This is a genomic window from Ruminococcus sp. AM42-11 (assembly GCF_003480145.1).
GTDB lineage: Bacteria > Bacillota > Clostridia > Lachnospirales > Lachnospiraceae > Blautia_A > Blautia_A faecis.
The window spans coordinates 86,362-101,295 of sequence record NZ_QUIO01000005.1 but is presented as its reverse complement, the minus strand read 5'-3'; the positions used below and the strand labels follow the sequence as shown (position 1 = coordinate 101,295).

17 protein-coding genes and 1 pseudogene are annotated in these 14,934 nt (G+C 40.4%); 15 read left to right on the top strand and 3 right to left on the bottom strand.

Annotation, left to right across the window (positions count from 1 at the left end; translation table 11 throughout):
• Nucleotides 1-2 precede the first annotated feature (2 nt).
• From DW904_RS04975 to DW904_RS04920, 12 genes and pseudogenes are all read left to right on the top strand, one after another.
• On the top strand, nucleotides 3-1,148 hold the full coding sequence (locus DW904_RS04975) for a Coenzyme F420 hydrogenase/dehydrogenase, beta subunit C-terminal domain (protein WP_202187668.1): 1,146 nt from the start codon (nucleotides 3-5) through the stop codon (nucleotides 1,146-1,148).
• Between the two features lie 36 nt (nucleotides 1,149-1,184).
• A complete protein-coding gene (locus DW904_RS04970; RefSeq protein WP_202187667.1) occupies nucleotides 1,185-2,015 on the top strand; it encodes a LicD family protein in 831 nt (276 codons plus the stop codon).
• 222 nt (nucleotides 2,016-2,237) lie between these two features.
• Entirely contained in the window at nucleotides 2,238-2,957 is a 720-nt protein-coding gene (locus DW904_RS04965; RefSeq protein WP_118578338.1) for a hypothetical protein, read from the top strand.
• Between the two features lie 113 nt (nucleotides 2,958-3,070).
• The gene (locus tag DW904_RS04960) at nucleotides 3,071-4,840 is read left to right on the top strand and encodes a phosphotransferase (protein ID WP_118578337.1); all 1,770 of its coding nucleotides are present in this window, start codon (nucleotides 3,071-3,073) and stop codon (nucleotides 4,838-4,840) included.
• Entirely contained in the window at nucleotides 4,841-5,560 is a 720-nt protein-coding gene (locus DW904_RS04955; protein WP_118578336.1) for an NTP transferase domain-containing protein, read from the top strand.
• Nucleotides 5,561-7,111: a BCCT family transporter gene (locus DW904_RS04950; protein WP_118578335.1), complete on the top strand. Its 1,551-nt coding sequence runs from the start codon at nucleotides 5,561-5,563 to the stop codon at nucleotides 7,109-7,111. It abuts the gene before it with no gap.
• A 167-nt stretch (nucleotides 7,112-7,278) separates the two neighbouring features.
• Complete coding sequence (locus DW904_RS04945) at nucleotides 7,279-8,142, top strand: hypothetical protein (protein WP_118578334.1); 864 nt, start codon at nucleotides 7,279-7,281, stop codon at nucleotides 8,140-8,142.
• A 28-nt stretch (nucleotides 8,143-8,170) separates the two neighbouring features.
• Nucleotides 8,171-9,034, top strand: a complete 864-nt coding sequence (locus DW904_RS04940; protein ID WP_118578333.1) for an AraC family transcriptional regulator — start codon at nucleotides 8,171-8,173, stop codon at nucleotides 9,032-9,034.
• A 331-nt stretch (nucleotides 9,035-9,365) separates the two neighbouring features.
• Nucleotides 9,366-9,629, top strand: a pseudogene (locus DW904_RS23600) (dTDP-4-dehydrorhamnose 3,5-epimerase family protein); the annotation flags it as partial.
• 80 nt (nucleotides 9,630-9,709) lie between these two features.
• Entirely contained in the window at nucleotides 9,710-9,937 is a 228-nt protein-coding gene (locus tag DW904_RS04930; protein WP_118578332.1) for a hypothetical protein, read from the top strand.
• Between the two features lie 23 nt (nucleotides 9,938-9,960).
• Complete coding sequence (locus DW904_RS04925; RefSeq protein ID WP_118578331.1) at nucleotides 9,961-10,302, top strand: hypothetical protein; 342 nt, start codon at nucleotides 9,961-9,963, stop codon at nucleotides 10,300-10,302.
• A gap of 144 nt (nucleotides 10,303-10,446) precedes the next feature.
• Nucleotides 10,447-10,833 (top strand): hypothetical protein, encoded by a 387-nt coding sequence (locus DW904_RS04920; protein WP_118578330.1) that lies wholly within the window; start codon nucleotides 10,447-10,449, stop codon nucleotides 10,831-10,833.
• Nucleotides 10,834-10,885: 52 nt separating this feature from the next.
• Here DW904_RS04920 and DW904_RS22750 read toward each other — a convergent pair whose 3' ends face one another.
• Genes DW904_RS22750 through DW904_RS04910 form a run of 3 tightly spaced genes read right to left on the bottom strand, consistent with a single transcriptional unit; the run spans nucleotide 10,886 to nucleotide 12,271 of the window.
• A complete protein-coding gene (locus DW904_RS22750) occupies nucleotides 10,886-11,056 on the bottom strand; it encodes a hypothetical protein (RefSeq protein WP_167515455.1) in 171 nt (56 codons plus the stop codon).
• Entirely contained in the window at nucleotides 11,053-11,727 is a 675-nt protein-coding gene (locus DW904_RS04915) for an ImmA/IrrE family metallo-endopeptidase (protein WP_118578329.1), read from the bottom strand. The genes DW904_RS22750 and DW904_RS04915 overlap by 4 nt, the downstream gene beginning before the upstream one ends.
• A gap of 34 nt (nucleotides 11,728-11,761) precedes the next feature.
• Complete coding sequence (locus DW904_RS04910; protein WP_202187666.1) at nucleotides 11,762-12,271, bottom strand: helix-turn-helix transcriptional regulator; 510 nt, start codon at nucleotides 12,269-12,271, stop codon at nucleotides 11,762-11,764.
• A 300-nt stretch (nucleotides 12,272-12,571) separates the two neighbouring features.
• Between DW904_RS04910 and DW904_RS04905 the strand changes: the two genes are divergently transcribed.
• The 3 genes from DW904_RS04905 to DW904_RS04895 all read left to right on the top strand — a co-directional run bounded on the left by DW904_RS04905 (nucleotide 12,572) and on the right by DW904_RS04895 (nucleotide 14,855).
• Nucleotides 12,572-13,333: a hypothetical protein gene (locus DW904_RS04905; protein WP_118578327.1), complete on the top strand. Its 762-nt coding sequence runs from the start codon at nucleotides 12,572-12,574 to the stop codon at nucleotides 13,331-13,333.
• A gap of 31 nt (nucleotides 13,334-13,364) precedes the next feature.
• Nucleotides 13,365-13,568, top strand: a complete 204-nt coding sequence (locus DW904_RS04900) for a hypothetical protein (protein WP_147422298.1) — start codon at nucleotides 13,365-13,367, stop codon at nucleotides 13,566-13,568.
• Nucleotides 13,569-14,507: 939 nt separating this feature from the next.
• Entirely contained in the window at nucleotides 14,508-14,855 is a 348-nt protein-coding gene (locus DW904_RS04895) for a helix-turn-helix domain-containing protein (protein ID WP_118578325.1), read from the top strand.
• The last annotated feature ends 79 nt before the right edge of the window (nucleotides 14,856-14,934 follow it).

Sequence of the window (14,934 nt, the reverse complement as noted above, 5' to 3'; positions counted from 1 at the left end):
TTTTGAATAAAAAAGACTGCTGCGGATGCTCTGCTTGCGCGCAGGCATGTGTCAAAAAATGCATCACAATGAGAACGGACTATGAAGGATTCACATATCCGGAAGTTGATTTAAGCACATGTGTACAATGTGGATTGTGTAAAAAAGCATGTCCAATTATTAACGCAGACTCTAATAGCAATGAAATGTTACACTATCCTGCATATGCGGCATTTGCGGATATAGAAGATGTTAGGCTTAGAAGTTCATCGGGAGGAATATTTACTCTATTAGCAGAAAATGTATTACATAAAGGTGGTATGGTATTTGGTGCGGCTTTTGATGATGAATTTATGGTGTCGCATATAGGTATTGAGCATATTGAAGAAATAACAAGATTGCAAGGAAGTAAATATTTACAAAGTAGGATAGAAAACACTTATTATGAAGCTAAAGTAGCGTTAGATGCGGGACGTCAGGTGCTATATAGTGGGACTGCATGTCAGATTGCAGGGCTTAAAGGGTACTTGAAAAAAGAATATCCTAATTTGTTAACTCTTGATGTTTTGTGTCATGGAGTACCTAGTCCTAAAGTCTGGAATAGATATTTGAGAAGTCAAGAGGTGCTGCACAATGGACATGTGCGGCGAACGTTTTTCAGACATAAGAAATATGGCTGGAAAACGTTCGCCTTATTATTAGAATTTTCTAATAATAAGGCGTACGAACGGATCTTTGCAGAAGATCCGTTTATGCAAATGTTTTTATCAAACATTTGCTTGAGGCCGTCATGCTATGCATGCAAGTTTAAAAATTTATCAAGACCTTCTGATATAACAATAGGAGACTGTTGGGGCATTGATAATATATATCCAGAGATGGACGATGATAAGGGAACCTCTATAGTATTTGTGCATAGTGAAAAAGGAATGGACTTATTGAAAAAAATTATGGGCGAAATGACTTATAAAGAGGGGAACATAGAAGAACTACTTCCTAATACGGCTGACAGTCGAAAATCTGTTTCACCTCATCCTAATAGAAATGCTTTTTTTGCTGCGCTTGATGCAGGGGAAAATTGTGATGAATTGTTAAAGTTTGTAAAACCAAAAGTATCCATATTCGGAAAAGTTAAGAGAAAACTTAAAACAATTGTGAGAATGAATTAATACTCAAGTTTAAGAGAAATGTCGAGGAAAAAAATAATGGATGATGTCATGTTGAGGAATGTTCAACTTATACAGTTGGAGATAGCAAAAGAAGTTAAAAGAATCTGTGAACAGAATAATATTTCATATTTTATGGATGGAGGAACTTTGTTAGGAGCTGTAAGGCATAAGGGATTTATTCCATGGGATGATGATTTGGATTTCGGCTTTACGCGAGATAATTATGAAAAATTTATTGCTACAGCCAAGAAAAATCTGTCGTCCGAATTTTTCTTGCAAACTTGGGATTCAGATAGAGAATATGGATATGCTTTTGCAAAAATACGAAAGAAGGGAACAATTTATCAAGAGAGAATTGCTCAGGACAGCGATGCAAACTGTGGGATTTTTATTGATCTATTTCCTTACGATAATTTACCAAATGACAAAAATAAAAGAAGAAAACTTATTACAAAATTAACTTTTTTGAAAATGTTATTGAAAACTAAAGTTAATTATAAACCGTGGATGGAAAATGAAACAATTAATTGGAAGAGATGGATGATTTATTTACCTGTTCGTTTTGTTTCGCAGTTTGTCAGCAAAGATAGAATTCAGAAGCACTATATGAAAATAGTAAAGGTTGCAAATACAGAAAAAAGTGAATTGATATATCCGCAAGTTGCTGAGAAACTTGGAGTCTGGGCGATGAAAAAAGAATATTTTTCAAAATACATTTCTTTGAAATTTGAAGATACTTTTTTTTCGGCACCAGTAGGATATAAAGAATTTCTGACAGATGGATATGGAGATTATATGACACCTCCACCAATAGAAAAAAGGAAAAATATCCATGGAATTATAAAAATTGACCTTGGAAACAAATAATTATTTAATGAAAGGAAATAGTTATGTCGGATAACCAAACTTATAATGTTAAAGTTATAAAGAATAAACTTAGAGATTTGTATTACCATATACAGTATATTGGAAATCAACCTTTAGAAGTGGGGGGGGGCTACAGCTTACATAAAGAAAAAGCTAGCTTCATCTGACCCCCTTATGATTTGTCGCTTAGGAGCGGAAGAATCGAGAACAGCTGTTCGATGGATGAAAAATGTCCCATATGAACAACGTAATATCCATAATATTATGTATAATGCTGGAGTTTTTCCAAATGACAAAGAAACAATTGATGAGTTTTGTAAAATATACACAGGTGCATTGAAAGATGCTGATGGGGTGTTTTCATGGGGGTGTAAAGGTGAATGTTCATTAATTAAAAAATATGCTTCCCCAAATGTTGTACTTCTTAATAATGCTGTTAACAACATTTTGTTTTACAATGATGTGTGGACTACGGCATTGGAAGGAAAAAAAGTACTAGTCATTCATCCATTTGTAGACACTATAAAGAAACAATATGAAAAAAGAGACAAGCTTTTTGAAAACTCTAAATTGCCAACATTTGAAAGTTTAGAGTGTGTGCGTGCAATTCAAAGTAATGCTGGCGAAAATGAAGTAATTGAATTTTCATCATATTTCGATGCTTTAGAATCAATGAAAGCAGAAATTCTAAAAAAAGATTTTCAGGTAGCTTTAATTGCAGCTGGAGCTTATGGATTGCCGCTAGCAGCCTACATAAAAGGACTAGGAAAACAGGCTATCCACATGGCAAGTAATATGCAAATATTGTTTGGTATTCGTGGAAAACGCTGGGATAATTGGCCAGCATGGGCGGCACATTTTAATGAGTATTGGGTTTATCCGTCTGAAAATGAAACTCCTAATGGAAAAAAAACTGTAGAAGGTGGAAGTTATTGGAGATAATAAAATAGCAATTATCTTTGATGTGCTTTTGAAGTGAAAAAAGGGTCTGTTATTTAATATAATAGACTTCTTTTTTTAAGAAAGCGTTCACAATAAGAAGGAGAGGAAAGTACATGAACAAACAGGAAAGCGATATCTTGAACGCATTGCTGATTGAACCGTTTATAAATCAGCGTATACTAGCTGAGGTATCCGGTCATTCTTTAGGCGTAGTTAATCGATCATTAAAAGAACTTATAAAATTGGAATACATAGACGATTCCATACGTCCAACAATGAAAGCAATTACAGAATTTAAGCAGAAAACCCCACAACGTGCAGTTATTTTGGCGGCGGGTTTTGGTATGCGGATGGTTCCCATTAATACAGAGATGCCAAAGGGTCTCTTGGAAGTCAATGGAGAACCGCTTATTGAACGTATCATTAAGCAGCTTCATGAAGTGGGGATTAAAGAAATTTATGTCATCGTAGGTTTCATGAAAGAAAAATACGAATATTTGATTGATGAGTATGGCGTAGAACTCGTAGTTAATGCTGACTATGCAGCAAAGAATAATCTGCATTCGATTAAACTTGTAAAAGACCATTTGGAGAATGCTTATATTATTCCTTGCGACATTTGGTGTGACAGAAATCCGTTCCACCGCCATGAACTGTACTCTTGGTACATGGTCAGTGATCTTGTGGACAACGAGAGCAATGTTCGAGTTAACCGTAAGATGGAGCTGGTAACTGTGCCGGAATGTTATGGCGGCAATGCGATGATTGGTATCTGCTATCTGGTAAAAGAGGATGCCGATACAGTTGCAGAACGCATTGAGAAACTTTGTGAAAATCAGCGGTACGATGGAGCCTTCTGGGAAGAAGCACTTTATAACAAGGATCGGATGGTTGTTGCGGCGCGTGTGGTTCATTCAGCAGATGTCGTAGAAATTAACACCTATGAGCAACTCCGGGAAATCGACAGTGATTCTAACCAGTTGAAAACGGATGCAATTCAGGTGATTTGCGAAGCCCTAAAAGCAAAGCCGGAAGCGGTTACGGATATTACCGTTTTGAAAAAAGGTATGACAAATCGGTCTTTCCTGTTTACCTGCAAAGGAAAGAAATATATCATGCGTATTCCGGGAGAGGGAACTGACCAGCTTATTAACCGTCGTCAGGAGGCGGCAGTTTATCAGGCCATTGATGGGAAACACATTTGTGATGATATTGCATATATTAATCCGGAAAATGGCTATAAGATTACGGAATTTCTGGAAGGCGCAAGAGTATGTGATCCATTGAACTACGAAGACGTCAAGAAGTGTATGAAGCGGCTACATGCGTTCCATGACTTGAAATTGAAAGTAAATCACGAGTTTGATATTTTTGGACAAATGGAGTTCTATGAAACGCTGTGGGAGGGAATACCTTCTGTTTATAAGGATTATGAAAAAACAAAAGCAAATGTTCTAGCACTGAAACCTTATATTGATGCACATGCTGGAGAAAAGGTCCTGACTCATATTGATGCAGTGCCAGATAATTTTCTGTTTGTGGAGAAAGATGGCAAGGAAGAAATTCGTTTGATTGACTGGGAATATGCCGGAATGCAGGACCCTCATGTGGACGTTGCAATGTTCTGTATTTATTCTCTTTACAATAAACGTCAGGTGGATCGGTTGATTGCAGCCTACTTTACTGAAGGCTGTAGTGATGAGACCAGAATCAAGATTTATTGTTATATTGCAGCCTGTGGACTTTTATGGAGTAACTGGTGTGAGTATAAGAGAAATCTTGGTGTAGAATTTGGCGAGTATTCTCTTCGACAGTACCGATATGCAAAGGATTACTACCGAATTGTTCAAGAGGAACTGAAAAAACAAGGGGAGGAAAAGTAAATGCCAAAAGTAGAAAGAGCTATTATTATGGCGGCGGGATTGGGAAATCGAATGCACCCAGTAACGCTGACAACACCGAAACCGCTGGTCAAAGTGAATGGGACGCGGATGATTGATACTGTGATTGATGGACTACATAAAAACGGAATCAATGAGATTTATGTTGTTGTTGGATATCTGAAAGAGCAGTTTGTGACACTTGAAAAGGAGTATCCTGGTGTTAAGCTGATTGAAAATCCTTACTATGATACCTGCAATAACATTGCATCGCTTTACGTGGCAAGAGATTACATTGAAAATGCGATTATTCTGGATGGTGATCAGATTATTTATAATCCGGAAATTCTTGCACCAGAGTTTGAACGCTCTGGTTATAACAGTGTTTGGACAGATGGAGAAACGGATGAGTGGCTTCAGACTGTTGAGAATGGCATTGTTACAGCATGCAGTCGGACAGGCGGAAAAGGCGGATGGCAGCTGTACAGTATTTCCCGCTGGACTGCAGAGGATGGAAAGAGACTGAAACATCATCTGGAAATCGAGTTTGAACAAAAGAAGAATCGACAAATCTACTGGGATGATGTGGCGATGTTCTGTTATCCGGAGGAGTATCAATTAGGTATCCGTCCTATGAATAAGGACGATATTATAGAGGTGGATAATCTGAGTGAGTTAATTGCTTTGGATGCCAGCTACAAAAAATATGTGGAGGAAAAGTAAATGAATACGAAAAAAGAACATGGAAAAATAGACTGGATGATAACACTGGTACCGTTGGCAATCGTAATTGCATTATGTGTTCTATTCTTTTTTATACCGGAACAATCGAATGCGGTACTGAGCCAGATCCGCTTTTTCTTTGGTGATACCTTTGGTACATATTACTTGGTGATTGGATTGGGGATTTTCATCCTTTCTCTGTATATTGCCGGTTCTAAGTATGGTAACATCGTCCTTGGCGAGCAGAATGAGAAGCCTAAATATTCCTTCTTTGCGTGGGGCTCAATGATGTTCACCTGTGGTCTTGCAGCAGATATTTTGTTCTATTCGTTCTCGGAATGGGTGCTGTATGCGACTGATCCGCATCTGGCAGAGATGGGAAGTATTCAGGATTGGGCAGGCGTATATCCTCTGTTCCATTGGAGTTTTATTCCGTGGGGATTCTATTTGGTGCTGGCTGTTGCCTTTGGTTTTATGCTCCATGTGAGAAAAAGAAACCGTCAGAAGTACTCAGAGGCTTGCCGTCCGATTCTTGGAAAGTATACCGATGGCTGGGCAGGTCGCATTATTGACCTGTTAGCTGTGTTTGCACTTCTTGCTGGTACTGCTACCACATTTAGCGTGGCAACACCACTGATGGCGACCATTATCGGTGAACTGTTCCATGTTGCCGTTAGTCGTACTGTGATCAACATTATTATTCTTCTGATTACCTGCGCTGTATATACATATTCCTTGTTGCATGGATTTAAGGGAATTAGCAAGCTGGCAAACATTTGTATTTATATGTTCTTTGGTCTGATTGCTTTTGTACTGCTGTTTGGCGGAGAAACACGGTACATTATTGAAACTGGTTTTTCTTCTCTTGGCCGGATGATACAGAACTTTGTTGATCTGTCTACGTTCACTGACCCGCTTCGCACATCGAATTTCCCGCAGAATTGGACAATCTATTATTGGGCTTACTGGATGGTTTGGTGCGTAGCTGCTCCTTTCTTTATCGGCAGTATTTCTCGTGGCAGAACAGTTCGTCAGACAATTCTTGGTGGTTACATATTTGGTGTTGGTTCTACATTGACAAGTTTTATTGTACTTGGTAACTATTCTATGGGAATGCAAGTAACTGGAAAAGCTGACTTTATTGCACAGTATCTGGAAAGCGGAGATCTGTATGGCATGATTGTGTCTATCATCAAAACAATGCCGGGCGCACCTGTTATCATGGTAGTTGTTCTGTTAACGATGATCGCTTTCTATGCGACTTCTTTTGATTCGATTGCTTTAACGGCATCCTGTTACAGCTATCACAGGTTAGGGGATAATGAACAACCGAATAAGGGGATTCAGTTAATGTGGTGTATTTTGCTGATTCTGCTTCCGATTGCTTTGCTGTTTGCTGAAAGTTCCATGAACAATCTTCAGTCAGTGAGTATTGTTGCGGCATTTCCGATTGGCGCGGTAATTGTGATGATTGCCATCAGCTTTATGAAGGATGCTAAAAAATACATGGAAAATTTGGAAAAGTCGACAAAAGAAAAAGGTGAGAATTAACTGGAGAAATATGTAAGTCAGTAGTATAATTAGACAAAAGCCGTGTGGTTATCCCACACGGTAGCTGCTCAAGAATTTGCACACCGCTACGAGGTGAGCAGCAGGCAACGTTCAATAAACGGCTAAGAGGCAAAAAAGGAATTCTATAGGTAGTGAAGGGAAAATTTATGTATAGAAAAGTAATGCTTTCATTGACATTGCTATGTTTAATCCTATTAACACTAATTGCATGGAAAGTTGGTGTGTTTACGACAATTGCAGGTTTGCCATTTTTTCCGCTGGTAGAGAAGATTATCACAAATACTTATTTTTCTGGTGTGTCTTGCAGCATCATTGGTGTCGTTATTATTTATAAATGGCAAGTGTGGTATAGCAAGAGAAAGCTAAAGCAAGATTTTAGATGTAATGAATGTATTGAAGATATATATGATGGTATTGAAACGGTTGGTAAATATGTACCATTAGTTCCAGAAAGAGAAAAAGGAAACAAAGACTGTGATTGCAATGAACTTCGCAAGAAAAATGCACAGAAATATGTTGGCTTTTATTTGGAACACAAAGGCGACGTCTATTTTGCGAATTTGGCATTGTCGTATGAAGGAAACGACTTGCTGATTGATTCTATTCAGTCATGTTTCTTCATTAATCTCAACTTCAAGTTACTGGAGATTCTGAATAATGTGAAGAATAGGTTGCCCAATCTCCGTAATAAATATCCTGAAATTGAAGAATTAGAAAAGAAATATAAGGAAACGCCTAACGAAGAATTAATGATACAACTGGGAGAAAAGCTGGCTTCATATTTTGTAGATGCAAGATTTATGGCAGGTTACTGGAAAGAACTGTTTGATTATTTGGAGTATGATCCAACATTCATTAAATTATTTGTAAAAACTTACAACACACGATATAAATTTGAAGATGATATAAAGTTGCCGGTGACGGTTAGAAATAATCAGATGATTGAGGTGAAGAGAGAGGTTAGAAGGGCGATTCTAAGGAATAAATTTAGAAATTTTTGGAAAAAATAATGCAGTGTATGTGAGAAAGGAGCAACTTATGGACCAAGAACTATTCAATCCACAGTCTTCTTCTGTAAGTTCCTCCCGAATCATTTACACCCCATCAACCTTTGCAAGAACATCCTTGCTCCATCTGCAGGAGGTTGGCTCTTTGCAGGCTGTTCACCCACATGTATCCAAGAGATCGAATCTGGTGTCGTTCCTTTGCTTTATTGTTCTGTCTGGGGAAGGAGAGCTGAGGTATGAGTGGGAAGAGTTCAAGTTACATCAGGGAGACTGTGTGTTCATCGACTGCCGAAAGGCCTACAGTCATTCCACCTCGGATGACCTTTGGTCTCTCCAATGGTGCCACTTCTATGCACCGTCCCTTCCAGCTGTGTATGAGAAGTACAAAGAGCGTGGAGGTCGCCCTGTGTTCCACCCGGCGGATATTAAACCGTTCACTACACTTCTTGCGGATATCTACGATTTGGCATCATCTTCCGATTACATACGGGATATGCGAATCAATGAGAAGCTAGGGACTCTGTTGACTCTCTTAATGGAGCAGTCTTGGCATCCAGAGAGTATTACAATATCTCGAAAGCGGCTGGAACTGGCAGCCGTGAAGGAATATCTGGACGAACACTTTACAGAGAAAATTATGCTGGAAGAGTTGGCAGAAAAGTTCTTTATTAACAAGTTCTATCTATCCAAAATCTTCAAAGAGACTTACGGAAGAACAGTCAATAACTATCTGATCTCAAAGCGGATCACCAGAGCCAAGCAGCTGCTTCGCTTCACAGATATGACTGTGGATGAAGTTGGTGTTTCCGTTGGCATGGGGGATGCAAATTATTTCAGCCGGATGTTCCGAAAAGTAGAAGGAATCAGTCCAAGAGAATATCGGAAACAGTGGTGACACAGGGGAGACCCTGTGTTTTCCTAAAAAGCGTATAGTTTGAAACGAAAATAAAAAAGAGAGACGCAACGATGGATACAAGACAGACAAGGCAAATAATACTCACAGTCCCGGCCTTTGAAGACTTCAGAGGATATCTTGCTGTGCCATACGACCAATCTATAAATTTCAATGTTCGACAGATCAACCAGGGATACAGCAAAAAAGCGTTCACACTGCGTGGTCTGCATTTTCAGGAAGGGGAACACGCCCAGGCAAAGCTGGTATCTTGTCTGCATGGTTCGATTTTCAATGTAGCAGTTGACCTCCGACCGGGAGAAACCTCGGTCACGCATACAGTGCGGTGTTGTCGTTTGAAAACCGGAAGCAGATGTATATACCACGAGGTTTTGCGCATGGATACCTGACATTGGAAGATGATACCTCGATGCAGTGGTGCGTGGACAACGATTTCTGCGCAGAAGCCGCAAGAGCCGTGCGGTACGATTCAGACTTTATCTGGGAAAGCGAGAGCTGGCCTGCCGGGGAGTACATTGTTTCGGAGAAAGACAGGAATGCAGAGAAATTTCCATTCTATATTGCCAAAGATAAGTAATGGTGGTTTAATAAAAATATAGGATGCCATCAAGGTGGCTAGCAACAAGGACGATATTTTGAACAAGGAAGGAGTTTGCTATGAAAATATCAGAACGCTATGCACTGGAGATAGGACAAATTGAAAGTGATATCGAATTGTTAAAGAACCGTCAGATTCGTGAAATACAAGGAGCCGGTCCGTATTCTTCAGTAGATAACCTTGGATTAAGGCTAGAAGATGAATTCAAAAAGCTGATAGCAAAAATTGATGCAGATACAATTAGCGATTTAGAAATCGTGGCAAGGACAGTTAATAATCAAAGATAACTTTTTGAACGGAGAGTTGTTATATGCCCAGAACCAAAGGAAGCAAAAACCGCACTAAAATCGACTTCGATGCACAGATCGCAAAGCTGCAGAAGGACAAAGCTCTCTTAGAAGAGGGCGTAGCTAAGACTGTTGCTCAGATTGAGGAGCTAAAGACAGACATCAAGTCTATGCGTGAATCGTTGAAGCCGCAGAGAGCGGAGATTAAGCAGGTGGAAAAGGAAATCGCCAAGCTCGAAGCGAAGAAGGCAAAGGCAGATGCAAAGGCAGCTGAAGAAGCGAAAAAGTCGGAAGCCGAGAATGTGGTTAAGAAATTATTAGCCAGTGGGATGAGTGCGGACGAAATCCTTGAGAAGTTGAAATAATATAAGCCGTGTGGACAAACTGAACTCCAAAAGTTCACACGGTTATTTTTAGAAGCGTAGGTTAGTTAAAACTAATTATAAAAACAAGTTGCTATGTGCAAAACCTGATGCTAATATCCATCCTAACCGGGGAGCAGAATGTAATTGCTTACGGTTGGAAAGGATGGTAGCGTCATAGAAAAACTGAAAGAAATACTGGAAAAATACTTGGAGGGAGCATCGCCAAAGTACTATCCACCGGTCGAGAATCTGCTGGATTTGATCTATGAGCATTACACGGAGAATAATTCCATAGCACCGCAGACCACCGAGGCCGGCAAGGAGGCCAAGCAAAAAGAGAAAAATCTGGAAACTTGGCTCAGAGGTATAGCTGGAATGGATGTCTTGGTGGATGACTACGGCGGAGATATCCCGCTGTGGGAGAAAATTATGGACAGGCAGGGAAGCGTGTGCTGCGCCTGGGAAAAGACTGCCTTTGAGGAAGGCATGAAAGTCGGGATGCGGCTGATGCTGGAGGCCCTTGACGTATAGTTTGTAACGAAAAATGCCTCACTGTGAAATATGTACACAGTGGGGCAGTCAATCAGTCTTTGTCCTCTGCTCGTATCCGGAGCAGCTCAGTTATTTCGTTCTCCGTTGCCAGACGTACAGCTGGCTTTTCATCGTGTTCCACTGCACCGCAGTCCGGGCAGCGGTCAGGAAGTGACTTGCTTTCAAAGCAGTAATGACAGGCATCGCAGTAATAGAAGTTCAATCCATCGTCACCTCATTTCCGTTGCAATTCTTCATGGAGTCTTTCAGGAAATCATTGTGGAGTTCAGGAAGAAACGGAAGTTGGTATCCTTTGTCTGCGAGGATGTTCAGTTTGAAATCCACAAAGTGTTTCTCAATAGAGTTTATCTGGGCAATCTCATCCAAGGTGATCAGCCCGGAGTGTGCGTATTGGAACTCCTGCAAAAGTTCCTGATACTTCATGGCTCGATAAGCAGAGGCACAGCGGGAAGGCAGATTTGCCTCCAGCTGTTTTAGATCGGCAGTGTATTCATAGTAGCCAATCGGTTCCAGAACAGCATCGTCTGCCAGCAGCAGTTCGGCGGCGAAGGTGTTGGCTCGCCGTTCTGTCTTTGAATTATCCAGACTATAAAAATAGGTGTCCTGGAATGCCTGACCGGAACTGGCGTGTTTCCGGTCAAAGAGGGCGTGTCCCAGCTCATGGGCCATTGCGGATACACGCTGGGCATTCGTACAATTTGTGTTGATGCCGATGTACTCACAGTTCAGAATGACTGTGTAGTAACCGAGCAGGTCGTGGCAATACCGGATGTCTTTGAGCTTTATGGCTCTCCGGGAAATGATTTCTTCCGGATCGCGGGTCTTGTAGCGGCGAACTACAGCATCGGCCATATCAATAGCGCGTGTGTTCAAGGTAGACTCCTTTCCTCTGGAGTAATATCAGTTCTTACCGCAGATATTTTTTGGGAGTAAATTTCTTCGCATCGGCCTTCGCATCGAGGAAAAGTGCTTCCATCTCTTTAATAAAAGCAGCCTGATCTTCTTCGGACAGCTCACCGCCGGCAAACAGGGCAGTGGTCTGTTCTTTTATTTTTTTTGCCTGTGCAACGCCGCGGGAACCATACTTTTTGCGGACATCTGCATAGAAGAGGTCATCGTTCAGCTCTTGCTGGAAGGTTGCCTCATCCATAAAATAATCCGTAGTGACTCCAAGAGCAACCGCAATCTTCTGGATTGCTTCTACGCTTGGTTCTCGCTGGTTGGATTCAATATAGCGGATCGCACGATCCGACATCGAAGCCCGACGTGCCAGTTCAGCCATACTCATGTGCTGGGCGGTGCGGAGGGCTTTTATTTTATCTCCATTGGTTGCGTCAGGAGCCAGAGTAGTGGCGGCTTCTGCCTTGGCATCCTGTGTGTTAAGTGGACTGGTTTCAAAGTTCGTTTCTTTTTTCATGTCATGCCTCCATGTGGGATAACCTGTTGTCTGTTGGAGGGAAAGCACCAACATTTACAACATAATTTTGTAAAGCTACTTGACAAGGAACAACTGTTCCTATATACTAAGAACAAAGGTTCGGGAACTCCTGTTCCTATAATACAATAGAAGGTTGTAGAAGTCAAGAGGTGAGTTGAAGTCCTCTGGAATTACAGGTAGTGTTCCATAAAATTGGACATCTTATAGGCTTTGGATGTCCAGGTTTTGGAGTCTATAAGTGATATAATGGAGCCAACAATTTGAAAGGAGAACAATTCTATGATTTCTTTAAGACAAATTATAAAAGAGGTTGTAAAGGAAGAACTTCCATTTGAAAACATGGATTCTGCAGAAAAAAAGCTGTGGAGAAAATTTACGAAGCTGATTCAGCGGTGCGGTGGAGATATGGAAATACTGTTCAGGGGAAAAGGAAAAGTTGAGTTTCCCAATGAAGAAAAAGAATTTGTTAAAATCATACTCGTACAGCTTGCTCGTGAAGAAGGTCTGTCACATAAAATTTGGGAGGATAAGGATGGAAGTCTAACTCTTAATGAAGTACATGAGTTCATCCAGTATTTCATTGACTACTTGTCACAAAAAGGATACAGTGAGGCAGATATTATTGGCGTAGCACAGTCGTTAGATATGATGTTTCAGCTTTCTGCGAGAGAAAAATTAGAGTATTGTCATCGTATGATTGATTGCTATGCGGAAAATCTTACACCTTATATTTACACACAGCAGGTACTTGGCTTGGAAAATCTTGCTAAGAAGTTAGCAGTAGAATCAGTATGCAGTACCGTGAATGCAGCTATACACTGTGGTGAATTGGCAGAGGTGCTTAAAATGGGAATGGAACTTGGCGACACTGATGATGTTGGAGATTTGTATGGGGATGACGAAGATCCTATACGTGATGAGTATATGGAAAGAGATAAGCAGGTGTTGCTCTATATGAAGAAACATCCGGAGATACGAAAAATCGTTGAGAAGCAGATTGGTAAACCGATTACATCTATTTGGAAGGATGCTAAGGTTTGAAAAACAAGAAAACGAAGAGGAGATGGTAGGAGTGATTTCTAAGTGTGGAATTTACACATCGCAAGGAAAGCGAGTACTGCTTGCAACTCGTGCGGTCGTTAACGGCCGTAAGGCTGTGGCCTATGTGAAAAACGGGCAACTGCAGGGATATGAGTATCTGGATGATTTTAACGAACAGTGTTATTCTGGTCCATACATGACCTTTGAAGACAAAAAGGAACAGTTCAGAATATGACTGTTCCAGTAACAGCTTGACTCACCGCAGGACGTGTGAGCCAGCCTGATTGAATTTACACCTACCTGTAGGTGCTGCTCGAATACGCTGGAAAGTGTAATGTGCGTAGTAAGCCGAGGTAGACTTGGGATGACCTTAGTATAAGGTGCCCTGGTCTGCCTCGGCTTTTTTTGTTATCCGGATTTACAAAAATAAGATCCGGAACATTACCGTACGCAGGTGTCTAAAAAATATGGCATGGCTGGTTATTACTAATCAACAAAATCTAAGTCAGCAAAGGTTCAATTAGATTTTGCGGATATTATGGTAGATGCTGTATGGCATAATGCATAAAATAACGACTTGTTTCTGCTTTATCTTACAAAATTTGTCAAACTCTATTTACTCATTGTGGTTTTTATGATATAGTAAAAATTACCACAAATCGTGGTGAAATGATAAATAGAGAATAAGCAATAGGAGGTGTACCAGAAAATAGTTAGTTGACCGTTCTATCCAACAAGAGTTTGGATGATGAACAACGTACTTATTACATATTTAGTAAAGTTTATTTTTATTTGGATCAATCGCGACTAGAATTTGAAATGGACAGTCGCAATACGGATGATGTTTACTAGTATGTTGGGTCGAAGTGCGCTTGTTCGTAGGTTGGGATTAACTATCAATCTGGTACACGCCGGTACATATAGGCAATAGAATCTATAAGACCGGAGTAAATAAAGAGACAAGTTTCGCAGAGTTCGACACACTTGTAACTTTATTTGCTCCGGTCTTTTTGTCGTTTTAAGGGCAAAAGGGATGCAAGTACCTGTTTTCGACAAAAAGTAGTAGTGAATCTACTGATTTCAGGTCGAATTATGCAGTGAGTCCCCATGTCGAAAATGACATAAAAAGGATATTATAAAGTAGGAAACTTACACAAGAGAGGAGGTGGATTGAGTGACTGAAGAAGAAAAGCGTTTTCATGAGAAAGTAGCCGGCCGATTGTTTGAAATGCGGGATGCGGCAGGAATGACACAGGAGAAACTGGCAGAAAAAGCAGGAGTTCAGAGCAACTCAATCCACCGATACGAAGTAGCCGATCGGAAAATAGGTCTTTATACTGCTGTAAAGGTGGCAGATGCTCTCAATACAACTGTAGAGAGGTTGATTCCGGAGGAGTACATACACAAAACTGAAAAGACAGATATTGAGAGAGAAGCGGAAGATGTATTCCATCAGTTATCACCAGAAGAACAAAAAATGCTCCTTCGACAGATGAAGGGGCTGCTGGCAGTACCAGCGTAAACCGTGCAGTAGAAAGATTACTGTGCGGTTTTTTTGATTATGTTATTGACGGTCCTCCATGCCAATTATTTTTGAATTT

Excerpts from the sequence above, each read along its gene's own strand:
- DW904_RS04970 (WP_202187667.1), top strand. The coding sequence starts at position 1,185 with ATGGATGATGTCATGTTGAGGAATGTTCAACTTATACAGTTGGAGATA.
- DW904_RS04965 (WP_118578338.1), top strand. The coding sequence starts at position 2,238 with ATGAAAAATGTCCCATATGAACAACGTAATATCCATAATATTATGTAT.
- DW904_RS04960 (WP_118578337.1), top strand. The coding sequence starts at position 3,071 with ATGAACAAACAGGAAAGCGATATCTTGAACGCATTGCTGATTGAACCG.
- DW904_RS04955 (WP_118578336.1), top strand. The coding sequence starts at position 4,841 with ATGCCAAAAGTAGAAAGAGCTATTATTATGGCGGCGGGATTGGGAAAT.
- DW904_RS04950 (WP_118578335.1), top strand. The coding sequence starts at position 5,561 with ATGAATACGAAAAAAGAACATGGAAAAATAGACTGGATGATAACACTG.
- DW904_RS04945 (WP_118578334.1), top strand. The coding sequence starts at position 7,279 with ATGTATAGAAAAGTAATGCTTTCATTGACATTGCTATGTTTAATCCTA.
- DW904_RS04940 (WP_118578333.1), top strand. The coding sequence starts at position 8,171 with ATGGACCAAGAACTATTCAATCCACAGTCTTCTTCTGTAAGTTCCTCC.
- DW904_RS04930 (WP_118578332.1), top strand. The coding sequence starts at position 9,710 with ATGAAAATATCAGAACGCTATGCACTGGAGATAGGACAAATTGAAAGT.
- DW904_RS04925 (WP_118578331.1), top strand. The coding sequence starts at position 9,961 with ATGCCCAGAACCAAAGGAAGCAAAAACCGCACTAAAATCGACTTCGAT.
- DW904_RS04910 (WP_202187666.1), bottom strand. The coding sequence starts at position 12,271 with ATGAAAAAAGAAACGAACTTTGAAACCAGTCCACTTAACACACAGGAT.
- DW904_RS04905 (WP_118578327.1), top strand. The coding sequence starts at position 12,572 with ATGATTTCTTTAAGACAAATTATAAAAGAGGTTGTAAAGGAAGAACTT.